This window comes from Pontibacter qinzhouensis (genome assembly GCF_008017455.1).
GTDB classification, from domain to species: Bacteria; Bacteroidota; Bacteroidia; order Cytophagales; family Hymenobacteraceae; genus Pontibacter; species Pontibacter qinzhouensis.
The window spans coordinates 1-13,054 of the sequence record NZ_VRTY01000137.1 but is presented as its reverse complement, the minus strand read 5'-3'; the positions used below and the strand labels follow the sequence as shown (position 1 = coordinate 13,054).

General features: G+C 50.5%; 6 protein-coding genes. 4 read left to right on the top strand and 2 right to left on the bottom strand.

The window, feature by feature from the left end:
- Positions 1 to 5,240 (bottom strand): alpha-2-macroglobulin family protein (locus tag FVR03_RS22205; RefSeq protein WP_187270265.1); only part of this gene is annotated, 5,240 nt, incomplete at its 3' end.
- A 717-nt stretch (positions 5,241 to 5,957) separates the two neighbouring features.
- Here FVR03_RS22205 and FVR03_RS22200 point away from each other — a divergent pair.
- From FVR03_RS22200 to FVR03_RS22185, 4 genes are all read left to right on the top strand, one after another.
- A complete protein-coding gene (locus FVR03_RS22200) occupies positions 5,958 to 7,328 on the top strand; it encodes an HTTM domain-containing protein (protein WP_147923975.1) in 1,371 nt (456 codons plus the stop codon).
- Between the two features lie 462 nt (positions 7,329 to 7,790).
- Positions 7,791 to 9,902, top strand: coding sequence for a sensor histidine kinase (locus tag FVR03_RS22195; RefSeq protein ID WP_255474359.1), 2,112 nt, complete (start codon positions 7,791 to 7,793; stop codon positions 9,900 to 9,902).
- Positions 9,903 to 10,249: 347 nt separating this feature from the next.
- The gene (locus FVR03_RS22190) at positions 10,250 to 10,663 is read left to right on the top strand and encodes a response regulator (protein ID WP_147923974.1); all 414 of its coding nucleotides are present in this window, start codon (positions 10,250 to 10,252) and stop codon (positions 10,661 to 10,663) included.
- Between the two features lie 94 nt (positions 10,664 to 10,757).
- Positions 10,758 to 11,519, top strand: coding sequence for a DUF2490 domain-containing protein (locus FVR03_RS22185; RefSeq protein ID WP_147923973.1), 762 nt, complete (start codon positions 10,758 to 10,760; stop codon positions 11,517 to 11,519).
- A gap of 247 nt (positions 11,520 to 11,766) precedes the next feature.
- On the opposite strand, the gene FVR03_RS22180 is transcribed toward FVR03_RS22185, so the two are convergent.
- Positions 11,767 to 13,054 (bottom strand): xanthine dehydrogenase family protein molybdopterin-binding subunit (locus tag FVR03_RS22180; protein ID WP_147923972.1); only part of this gene is annotated, 1,288 nt, incomplete at its 5' end.

Below are 13,054 nucleotides of genomic sequence, written 5' to 3'. Positions count from 1 at the left end.
TGTTGCAGCCACTTGAACTCCCGCTCACCCATCAGGCGCGGGTTCTCGATCTCGAAGCCGGCCGGTAGTAAATCCGTAATAGCCACATTCGGTATGTTGCGGCCGTCCAGCGACTGCAGCGTGAGGCGCACGATCACCAGGTCGTTTTGGGCGAAGGTGTTGTTCGTGATCTGGCGGCCGTTGCGGTCGTAGAAGGTTTTGCGCACCTGCAGGAAATTGTCTTCCTCTTTGTAGCGGCCGCTCTGGCTAATGCCTTCCAACTCCCAGAAATAATACAGACTGCCCGTGCCACCGCTGCGCACCGAAAGAGCACCGACGTTCAGCTTGTCTGGCAGCAGCAGGTCTTTGCCGCTGTAGCTGGCGATGCTTTTGCCGTCCTGCACCAGCTGCGCCGTGGGGTTGCCGCTGCTGCGCCGCGAGAGCTTGCCCAGCGCCAGCAAGGCAAAAGCCCGTTCCTGGGTGTTGTACCACTTGCTTGTAGCCAGCTCCTGCGATACGTGCCGTGCCAGCGTTGTTACCTGCTGGTGATCGGGATCGGCTTCCAGCAACGCGTTTAGAGCCATCGCCATGTTACGGAGCGGAGAGCTGAAGCTGCCGCTCAGGGTGCGCACAGCGGTTTCGCCGGTAAAGGAGCGGGGGAGGGCTTGGTTAAAGTTCTCGCGGCGGCCGTTCACGGCGTAGGTGCTGGCCAGCAGGTAGCGCGAGTCGAGCGAAAGCTGCTCCGGCTTCGCTTTAAAGTAGTTCATGGTCGCCCAGTCGGGTTTACCAGCCAGGCTGAGGACGTAGAGGGAGTAGGCAATTTCGCGGGGCGCAATGTACTTGCTTTTCAGCTCCTGCTGCGCGTTGTAGTAGCGGTATTCTTCCAGGGCTCTGCCTTTCACCAGTTTTTGCAGGTAAGCCAGCGCCTTGTCCTGCACCTCCTTGTTCACCGGCTGCCCCGCCTTGCGCGCCTCCAACAGAAAATGCGTGGCGTAGGCGCTTGTAAACCAGTCGGAGCCATGGGCGGAGCCGGGCCAGTAGCTGAAGCCGCCATCGTACTGCTGCATGCTCTCAATTTTAGTAATTGCCTCCTGAATCAGATAGTTCGGATTGTAATTCCGGCTTTTCTTATCCTGGTTCAGCGAGCGGGCCAAATCGGCGAAGTACAGTAGCGGGAAAGCCGTAGAAGTGGTTTGTTCCAGGCAGCCGTGCGGGTACTGTAGCAGGTAGGTAATATCATCGCTGAACTGGGCCAGCGGCGAGTTACTCACCAGCACCTTCGACGACACGGAAGCTGGCATAAAGTCATGACTTGGACTGATGTCGGCCACGGCTCCGTCTTTCAGCGAACCAGCTCCTGTTAGTTGCTGTAGCGGAGCGGCCGGGCGAACGCTCAGGTCGGTCTTACTGCTGAACTGCTCACCCAGCGCTTTTACTTTTACCGTAACCGATGCGGCACCTATGGCAGAACTGGCCACCAGCTTATACAGCACCTGCGCCTCCGAATTAGGGTTTAAGTTAGCCGATTGTGTCGCCTCGCCCACCAGTCGCAACGGACCGGTTACCGCCAACGAGCTGCTGGCAGATGTGCTTTTGGCTGTCGTGTTCGTCAGTGTAACCGGCACCAGCAGCGTATCTTTCGGACTCAGAAAACGGGGAAGTGCCGCACTGATCACCACAGGATCAGCAATACGCATGGTTTTCTCCGAAGAGCCAAAAGCATTGTCTTTATACGCCACCGCCATCACGCGCAACGCTCCCGAAAACTCTGGAATGTTCACGTTCACCGTAGCTTCTCCACTACCATCTGCCTTCAGAATCCCACTCCATACCGATACCAGCTTCACCCGTTTGGTGGTGAGCGGGTTCACGCGTTTAGCCAAATCAAAACCATCGCCACCGTAGCTCGACTTGCCATTGCCCAGCTCCGGGAACAGGAAAGGGTAGAGGTCGTAAGACTGCACCTCCAGCGCCCGTTTTTGATAAAAGAAGCTGTGCGGATCGGGTGTTTTCGTGTCTTTTATCTGCAGAATGCCTTCGTCTACCACAGCTACAGTTACTTCGGCACCGGGGGCTGTCTGCACCTTTACCTGTTGCACCCGCTGCGAGCGCGAGGCTTCCGGTGCTGTAATGGCAACACTTAGTTTCGTGTTTTTCTTGGTAACCTTCACCGGTTTAAAACCGCGGGCAATGGTGAGGGGAAGGCTGTTGTCTTTTACTTCGCGAAGGGCTGTAGCAGTAATGTACATCGTGGGCAGGTGTTCGTCTTTTATCGGAATGGTTACCGAAGCCGCCTTTTTATCGGTCTGCACATAAAAATGGCTCAGCACCTTGTTCTGCTCCACCGTTACCAGTATTTTCCCGGCAAAAGGAGACTTTAGCAGCACGTTAGCTTCTTCGCCCACTTCGTACGAATCCTTATCGAGGGCAATGTCTACCTCACCTTCGTTGTTTACCTCGAAGGAGGTGCTTTCGGTGTCGCCGTAGCCGTAGGCGTAAAACTCCTGCGCTACGTAGTTCTGTGCCCCAGGCCGCATGACGCGCACCTCGTAGGAGCCGGAGCGGGTGGGGGTAAAGCTGTACACGGCTCCAGCGGCAGGCACCGTAATGGTTTTGGTCTGGATGATGTTCTCGCGGCGCTGCGATCTGTAATTGTAGGAGCCGCCTCCCTGCTCAATCACCGATTCGTAGGTGTAGCGCACCAGCTGCACCTGTGCCTGTGCCGAAGCCAGCGGTTTGCCCGCCGCATCGAGTGCCAGCACCGGGATTCGGAGCGGCTGCCGGGTACTCACATAGCGGTCGAAATTCCGGATGCCGTAGAAAGTGCTCTGGGTGTTCACAACAAACTTAGCCAGTCTGTTTACAGGTCGTCCCGTTTCATCGAACACCGTGGTGAAGAGCGAACCGTCCAGCACACCAATATCTTCGTAATCCGAAAGCTCAAACGCTTCGCGGCCTTCGCCGCTTTCGTTTGTCTGCCCCTGCCGAACGCTCGTCTGTATGTCTACCGATCCGGCCGTTACCACTTCAAAGTTATAATCCGGGTAACGTTTGGCTTCAAACGATTTCTTTTTCAGGCTCAGCTGCACCTCGTACTTGCGATCGGCTGCCGGCGGACCGAAAAAATTCTGCGCCACCAGCTGCGTCTCCACGTTCTCTCCTGCTTTGTAAGCCGTTTTGTTTAGTGTGGTGCTCACCTTTAGGCGGTCGGGCATAAACTCTTCTACGCCCAACTTTTTTGAATTCAGCAGCACATCGTTGCCCGAATACACTTCGAGGGTATAGGTTCCCGTTACTGCTGCAGTGGGCAAGGTAAAGCTGGTTTCGGCAGCGCCCTGCTGGTTTAGCTTCGCCTTTACACTTTTAAATTCCTTGCCGTTGGGCAGGAGCAGTTTTAGTTTCAGAGGCAGACCGGCTACGGTTTCCCAGCCGGGTGTGCGCACTACGGTGTTCACGTGCATTACATCGCCGGGGCGGTACAACTCGCGGTCGCCGTAAATAAAAGCATCGTAGTTCACTTCCGATAATCGTTTGCCGCCCACCCCAAAACGGGAGGTGTTTACCAGCGTTTCGCGGTAGGGCAGGTACGTAAAGTCGTGGCCGGAGCGGGCGGTGATGAGGCCGATCTTAAAATCAGGCGCTGTTCTGGCCATGTCGCTGAAACGGGCCACGCCTTCGGAGTCGGTGGTAGCTTTGTGCATGACCTGGTTGCTGGTGCTGATGAAGCGGATTTCTACACCGGCAAGGGGAGTAGCCTCTCGTATGGAATTGGCAAATACCAGCACTTCGTCTTTCCCCTGCTTCGCCAGCAGCCCGATATCTGACACTGATATCACTTTAGAATCGCTGAGCCAGTTCTTCTCCGTACTCTTCACCGACAGCACATACAGCCCCTTAAACTCACTGTCGAAATCGAGGTCGTTGAGGTTCAGATTTAGCAGGTAGGAGTTGCCTTGTTTACGTAGACTTTTGGTGTCGTATTCGCGCTCGAAAATGGTTTTGCCATTTGTCTCGTCTACTACATAATTTGAGTTATCAAAATATTCTTCGGCTTCCTGGTCGTAGTGGCCGTCCCACATTTTACCATCCTGGAGGTAACGCAGAATGTTGTTTTCAAACACCTTGGCAATGCTCACCTTTATGCGCGGCACCTGCACAATGCTTAGGGCCATGTTGCGGGAACCGTTGCTGCTCAGGTAAATACTTTTCTTGTTTTCAAAAGAAACGCCCGGCCGCAACGAGGCAAAGGAGAAGGGGTGGCTGTAGTCCTGCCCCATCATAATGCCACCTATGGCTTTCAGGTACTTCGATACTTTTAGAGTATAGTTGTTGCCTTGCGGCATGTTGCCCCGCAGCACAAAACCACCTTCCTGCGGCTCCACTACAAAACTCACCTTCGGTTCCAGCGACACCATTTTCTGCAGGTTATCGGCGGCAACAGGTAAGGTGGTAGAAACAAACACTATTTCCTGGTTGTTCTCCACGGCAGTGGTGACTTCGGAAATCTGCAGGGCCTGCCGTGTCGGAATATGTACGTTCTGCTCTATCTGCTGCTGCGTCTGGTAGCTGGTGCCGGCGGTGGTGAGGCCAGGTGCAATGCGCAGCCGCACCTGTGTGGCCTCCTCGTTCAGGTGCTCCGTACCTTTTATTCTTATGCCGATTTCATCGCTTTGGTTGCTCGCCAGCACCTCTACCGGCAGCTCGGTGGCTCCTGCAAAAAAATGAATACGCTTGCTTAGCTCCCCCGGGCTCACCAGGTAGTTGAACTTCAGGTTGACGCGCGCCTCCAGTTGCCCCAGCTCTTCGGCCTGTGCCCAATAAGCCCGCGTCTCCGCCAGGTCGAGGTAAGGCGTGTGGAACCGGATGCTCTGCCCTTCCGGAATCTTGTATTTCTCGTCGGTGTGTGCCAGCAGGTGCTGCGTCAGGTCAGCCTGAAAATCGGTGCTGGGGGCAAAGGGCTGGAAAGGGGAAAAGACCAGTTCGTTTACTGCTGTCCATTTAAAACGACCTTTTATGGCAGGGTTAAATTTGATGTAAGGCAGCGTATCCCATTGCTGCAGTTGCTTTTCGGTTACAAGTTCTTTGTCGAAAGTGAAGACCAGGTTCTGTTCCTGGGCTATCTCCTGATCAAAATTTTTGCGCTCCAGGCCAAGCTCGTTGCTCTTGATGCCACAGCTGGCAATAAACAGCGCAAGCAGGATAAACAATAGGTGGAAAGAGGATGAGTACCGGCGAAATACAGGTAAATTTTGGGTGTCCATAGTTTTAGTAGGAAAGTAGGGATATGCCTTCCTAAACATACAAATTCTTTGCCGTAGATTTTAACCAATGTTTCGCAGGTTTTAGTATATAGCCGGAGCCAGTGCTGCGTCAGATTAAAAAGTAGTAATGATAGGAAAGCTATCACTTAGTCATTTGTCAGACAGGAAAGCGGTTGTTAACGATTAAGTTGATGAAGCGCCAGATGAGTAAACTAAATTTTGTTGTGAATCAGGAAAGCGTTAAAGCTTTTCCTGCATTCCCATTTTCAAATCATCACATCTCCAAATCAACCACTCAGCAATCGACAAAGAACAATCAACAACCAAAATTATTCTAAGGAAAACGGCCTTCCGGCTCTGTTTTGGGTGCTGTTGCCCAACACCAGAAAGTCAAAACTGCTGCATCTAAAATTCATGTATTTTGCCGCACACCCTTAATGCGGCCAGCCTCCGCAGCTAAGCGTTTCTTGTAGGGGTGCACGTTTTCGAGCGGTTTGATGAACATCGCCATCTTCTGGCGCTTTAGGGGCAGGAAGTATTTGTTTGCATCAAAAGCGAAGGGAACGGCGTACCCATGTAAGGAACTTCGCCAAATTAAAATTTAGAACTGTTGAAAAAATATGCTTTTATGGCCCTGATTGAGGCATTTTTGCCCATTTGTCATTTGCAGGGTGCTGATTTATTAGGACAGTTTTACTAAAGTTAACAGAAACGAATATGCAACAGTTGCTACTGAAGCCGGTATCTATTTATTTTCTTGTTTATTTCCGGATACTGTTTGGGTTGCTGATGTTTTGCGAAGGAGTGGGCGCTGTACTTATTGGGTGGGTGCAGGAGCATTATGTAGCGCCAAATTTCCATTTCGGCTACATAGGGCTGGAGTGGATACAGCCGCTACCTGGCTACGGTATGGTGTTTGTATACCTGCTCATGGCCTTGCTGGGTCTCCTGATAATGGTAGGTTGGCGCTACAAAATAAGTTCTTTCCTGTTCTTTCTGCTGTTTGGTTACAGCTTTTTCTGCGAAAAAACACACTACCTTAATCACCACTACCTCATTTTTCTGGTAAGTGGCCTTATGGTATTGCTGCCTGCCCACCGTAAGCTCTCGCTGGATGTGCGGCGGCAACCGGAACTGGAAAGTGATGTGGCGCCGCAATGGACGCTCTGGCTCTTCCGGGTACAGCTGCTGATCGTGTACTTTTACGCCGGTGTTGCCAAACTGCAGCCCGATTGGCTGGCAGCAAAGCCGGTAAGCATCTGGATGTCGTACAAAACGCATTTTTATGTAATTGGTCCTTACCTGAACACACCTGCCATGATCTGGCTGATTGCCTGGGGTGGCATCGCATTCGATTTTTTAATTGGTTTTGCCCTGCTCTGGCCCCGCACACGCTTGGTAGCTTTTTGGGTGGCTTTTTTCTTCCATATTTTTAATTCTGCGGTGTTTCATGTGGGGGTGTTTCCTTACTTTATGATTGCGGCCAATGTGCTTTTCTTTCGCCCGGACCAGCTTTCCCGCTGGTTTTTCCGGAAAAATGTGTCGTCTGAAGTCTTGCAGCATGTGCCTGTGCAGCAGCCACATTGGCAGAGGCAACTGGGGCTTAGCTTTTTTGTGCTCTACTTAAGCTGGCAGTTGGTGTTTCCGCTGCGGCATTTTTTTATACCCGGCGATGTAAACTGGACAGAGGAAGGACACCGTTTCTCGTGGCGTATGATGCTGCGCACCAAAAGTGGCTCTATCTATTATAAAGTGCGCGATGCGGCCACGCAGCAGGAAGAAATTGTGAATGCCAATACTTACCTGACCAGTGACCAGATACGGGAACTCGTGAAACACCCGGACATGATCTGGCAGTTTGCCCGGTTCCTGCAGCAGGAGTACCAGGAAAAGGGAATGGAAAAGCCCGAGGTTTACGCCTTCTCCAGCCTCAGCCTGAATGGTTACCCACCTCACCCTATTGTAGATGCCACTGTCGATCTGGCTGCTGTACCCTACCATTGGGGTGCAAAACAATGGGTAAAGCCCCGCCCTGTGGCAGATGGATGGCCTTGGAAAAAGCGGTTGGCAATGGCAAAGGAAAAGTAGACCTGCTGAAGAAAACATGGCAAGAAGGGAAGAGCTATTTTTACCTAATAGTTCAGGAGTGATAATTTGAATGAAAAGTGCCTGCGGAGAGATCTATGGCTCCTGTCGCCCTTATGCGCTCACCTCAAAAATTACCCTGACTATGTATTGCAAAAGAATCTTTACAAAAGTTTGATCCTGATTCAGACAAGAAAGTCTATCATCTGATTAGAGCAGCAGCAGGAAAAGCCTACTGAAGGCTATTTTCATTTGAATAATTGGTCTTGCCAAAGCTTCAGTAGCAGGTAGTGCAGAGCATCAGTGACTTAGGAAGCTTTTGGCAAGGTTAGGACAAAATTTATAACTGCTACCTCCTGAAAGGGCCAACTTAATGTCAGCAATGCCCGTTAAAAATTAATTCTATCAGAGCATCTCCGGCCGGAAATGTGTGATATTAGCTAATAAAAAATGTTACCTCGATACATGCCTCAGCCTAATAGAAATGAGACGGAAAGCAACCCGCCGGATTTTTTCCGGGGGGGAGGTGAAATGGGAGCCAGGATGCGGGATTACCCCTGGCAGGATCATCCGTTGGGCCCGCCCTCTAACTGGCCTCAAAGCCTGAAAACAAATATTCGCCTGATACTGAATTCTGGCTTCCCGATGTTTATCTGGTGGTCTGATGAGTTGTTTTCTTTTCATAACGATGCCTACCTGCCTGCTCTCGGAAATAAGCACCCGCAGGCTTTAGGCTTATCGGCCAGGGTGGTGTGGGCAGAGGTATGGGATGATTTGCATGATATTGTAGCAGGTGTGCTGCACGATAAGAAACCCTTTACCGCCGAGGCACTGAAGCTGATACTTCAGCGGAAGAACTTCGCTGAAGAAACCTACTGGACCTTTTCGTATAGCCCTGCCTTTAACGATGCCGGAGAAGTAAATGGCATTTTCTGTGCCTGCTTCGAACGTACCAGCACCATACTGGGCCAGCGCCGCTTAAAAACGCTCAAAGATATTTCCGATACCTCTACTCAGAACCAGACACTGAAGCAGGCCTGCCAGTCGGCCTGCGATTTTCTGAACAAAAACGCTGACGATATTCCGTTTAGCCTGATTTACCTCCTGAATGGTGAAGGCACAAAAGCACACCTGTCGGGGCAGGCGGGGCTTTTGCATTTTTCGGTGCCAAAAGAGGTAGATCTGCACCAGCAGAATACCTTGTGGCCTTTAGAGGTTGTGCAGCAAACAAAGCAGGCGGTGGTGGTCAACTTCCCCGACGGCATTGAGTCATCGGTAGATAATGCGCACCTGCCGCCGGTAAAAATTCAGGCCGTTTTACCCATCTGCATGCCTGGCCAGGAGCAGCTGCTGGGCTTCTTTATTGTCGGTATCAGCTCCTGGCTCGAATACGATACCGATTATAAAGGTTTTCAGGAATTGCTTGCCAACCAGATTGCTACTACCATTACTCATGTGCAGGCCCGCGAGGAGCTGGCGCGGCAGCAAGTGTACCTGAACGAGATTTTTGAACAGGCTCCTGTTGGTATTACCCTCATGCGCGGACAGGACTTTATTATAGATCTGGCAAACCCTAGTATTTGCGACATCTGGGGCCGGAAACAGGAGGAGGTGCTGGGGAAGCCTGTGCTGGAGGCATTACCCGAAATTGGGCGGCAAAACATTCTGCAACTCCTGAGAGGGGTGCTCGAAACAGGTGAACCTTTTGTAGCCAACGAGCTGCCGGTGGTGCTGGAGCGAAACGGGCGGCTGGAGGTGGTGTACCTGAACTTTGTGTACCATCCCAAACGGAACTCCTACGGTGCCATTACTGGCGTTATAGCGGTTGCCATAGATATAAATGAGCAGGTGGGGGCAAGGCGCGAAATTGAACAGATGAACAAGGAACTGCTTGCCATTAACGCCGACCTCGACAATTTTGTGTACTCTGCTTCGCACGACCTGAAAGCGCCTATTTCGAACATAGAGGGGCTGCTGAAAGTGCTGGTGGAGTACCTGCCAGACGATATGCTGGAGCTTGACGTGGTGCAGCGCCTGATTGGCCTGATCGAAAACTCCATTGATCGGTTTAAGAAAGCCGTGGCCGACCTGACGGAGGTTGCCAAAATACAGCGTGAAGCCGGTGAGGACGTAAAACAGGTGGACCTGGCCGAAATAATATCGGAAGTCCAGCTCGATTTCGAATCATTGATAATTGAATCGGGTGCCCGCATTGAGCTTGATATTGCACCTGTTTCGTCGGTCAGGTTTTCGGCTAAAAACATGCGCAGCGTTATTTATAATTTGCTGAGCAACGCCCTTAAATACCGCTCGCCGGAGCGCCGCCTGCACATCAGCATCTCTACAGAAGTGCTCCCTGAGTACACGCTGCTCACCGTTACCGACAATGGTCTTGGCGTTAACCCTACCGAGAAAGAGAAAATGTTCTCGATGTTTAAGCGCCTGCACGACCATGTGGAAGGTTCCGGTATCGGGCTTTACATTGTTAAAAGAATTATGGAAAATGCTGGCGGCAAAATAGAAGTGGAGAGTAAGCTAGGGGAAGGTGCCGCCTTTAAAGTGTACTTTCAGAAATAAGCGAATTGTAATTATTCAAATGAAAATAGCCTTCCAAAGAGTTTTGGGCAAAATAGTGCCAAGGGTAATCTGGTAATTAATGGCTTGCAGGTTACTTTTACTATATCTTTAACCCACAATTAGTTGGCTGTGGCAGCTGAGGCTGGTGCTGAAAATCGTAGTCAAATATTTTTCTGCTAATGTTTTAAAATTAGCACAGCACGCTTATTTTTGAGTTACAGGCAATAGTTTGGGCCATGCCATGTGGGGCTGAAAGCAGGAAGAAATAACCGTTGCCAGTTTTGTGCATGGCAGGAGCCGTTTAAATTTCTTGCCGGAAAATGCTGATTAGATACATCTGACAGAACATGAACAAGATCAACTCTGTTTTATTAGTTGACGATGATGAGGCGACTAACTTTATCAGTACCTTAATCATTAAAAGGGCAGGCATTGCCAACGAACTACTAACGGCACGAAATGGTAAAGACGCCATTGAGCTGCTCAAAAATATTGAATCAGGAGACGCTTCTGCAGCGGGTAAAGCGCCTAACCTTATTTTACTGGATATAAACATGCCGGTTATGGATGGCTTCGGATTTTTGCAGGCGTACCAAAAACTTGATTTCCCTGGAAAGGAGTCGGTGGTAATTGCTGTGCTGACCACCTCGCTGAACCCCCGCGATGAGGACCTGGTAAAAAAAGCCGGTGTGCTCGATTTCCTGAATAAACCCCTGACTGGCAAGGTGCTGGAAGAGCTGCTGGCGAAACATTTTAACTGATTTCTTTTGTGCTTAACTTCCTTGTTAGCTGATTAAAATTAAAATGAAGTTAAAAGAACTTGTAGTTTAAGATTTTAAAGGACATTTTGCGCCTATGATTTCTAAAAAGCTACTTTTTAAGTTGGTATGGGTGCTCCTGTGGGTACCTGGTTTTTTCTGTTCGCACCATGTGGCGGCGCAGACACAGCGGGAGCGGGTAACAAACGACAATGGCTGGTACATGTACTTTGGCGACCACAGGCTCAGCAACAAATGGGGCCTGCACACCGAGGTGCAGCTACGGCGACACAATATCATTTCAGACCCGCAGCAGTTACTCATCCGCACAGGCATTAACTATGGCCTTACTCCCAATGCGATGCTTACGCTGGGTTACGGATTTATTGAAACGTACCCGTATGGTGGCGATCCGGCAGCCAGTGTTTTTCCGGAACATCGTGTATACCAGCAGCTGCAGTTCAGGAACAGTCTGAACCGGCTGGTTTTTACGCACCGCTACCGCCAGGAGCAACGCTGGGTTAAACGCCCGGGGCAGGAAGATTACACCTACTTTAACCGTACCCGCTATTTTCTGAAAGCTGTTTTACCCTTGGCAGGACCCACTGTAGACCCAAATGAGTTTTTCCTGGCTGCCTACAACGAGATTTTTGTGAACTTTGGTAGAAATGTGCAGGTAAACATTTTCGATCAGAACCGGGCTTATGCGGCTTTAGGCTATAAATTAAATAATGCTGCTTCTGTTGAACTCGGTTACCTGAACCAGATTATTCAGAAACCAAATGGCCGTGTGTTCGAGCATAACCACACCTTACAGGTTTCGTTATTCTACAACCTCAATTTTGGGAGCCACGACTAACTAATGCCATGCGTGCTCCCTGCCAGAACCCTATCTCAGCCCTTGACTGATTTTAAGTGAAAAACCTTCTGAAGGGTGTTTTTATTTGAATAATTGCGTGTTGATAAATTAAGGGTAATTGGATTGAAATACTGGGATCGACCTTACCAATGCATTTGTTTTCAGGATGGTTTTCAGGCAATAAGTAAAAAAAATTATGCTATAACAGCAGAACGCCTGCAGCTTTGGTTCTGCAGGCGTTCTGCTGTTATAGTAATTTATCGAGGGTAATAGGTAGGTTCCGGATGCGTTTACCGGTGGCATGAAACACAGCGTTCGATATGGCGGCTGCTACTCCGGTAATGCCAATTTCACCAAGGCCTTTTGCTCCAATGGGGTTTACGTGCTCGTCGTGTTCCTCCACAAAAATAACTTCAATGGTTGGGGTGTCGGCATTTACAGGCACATGGTATTCTGCCAGATCGTGGTTCATAAAACGGCCAACCTTATGGTCCAGCATCGACTCTTCGTGCAGCGCCATGCCTATACCCCACACCACGCCACCTATAATCTGGCTTGCAGCCGTTTTGGGGTTGATAACCCGGCCTCCGGCAATGGCGCTAACCACGCGGCTTACCTCCACTACTCCAAAATCCTCATCTACCTTTACTTCTACAAAAACAGCTGAATGCGTATAAGCAGCATACTTTTTCTGCCCTTCGGCTGGTTTTGAACTCACTTCTTCTTCCAGATATGGCACCTCGCGCTGTTGCATAATCTCTTTTATAGCCAAAGCTTTGGCAGGGTCGCTGTTTAGTTTCAAATGACCATCTTCAAAAAAGACTTCATCGAGGCTGGCAGTGGTAAAGGGGCTGTTCTCCAGTTTACGCGAGAGTTTCAGCAGTTTCTCCGCGAGGGCCTCACTTACCATTTTAACTGCAGACCCTACCGAGGCTACCGTCCAGGAGCCGCCTTGCAAAGGTGCCTCCGGTAAGGCAGAATCACCGAGCTTAAAGGTAACATCTGCCAACGGAAGGCCCAGCGCTTCGGCTGCAAGTTGGGTCATAACGGTGTAGGTGCCGGTGCCGATATCGGCAGTAGAGCTGCTCACGGTTAGTTTGCCATCGAGGGTGAGCAGGGCTTTGGCAGCGGCTTCCTGCTGTTTGGCCTCCCAGGCACCTGTAGCCATGCCCCAGCCTACAAGTTTATGCCCCTCGCGCCTGGCACGTGGTGCAGGTGGTCGCTTCTCCCAGCCAAATGCCTTCGCCGCCTGCTCGTAACATGCTTTTAGTTCTTTGCTGGAGAAAGGCAGGTTTTTGTTCTGGTCTTTTTGCGTATAGTTTCTTAACCGAAGCTCTACCGGATCTATGTTAGCGGCAAAAGCAAGTTCGTCCATGGCAATTTCGAGCGCATACTGCCCTGTAACCCCGCCCGGTGCGCGCATGTCGAGGGGCGTGTATACATCTAAGGATATTAGCTGGTGGTCGAAGGCAACGTTATCGCACTGGTAAAGTACGTTTTGCCACACCACCACATTCTCACTATAATCTTCGAAC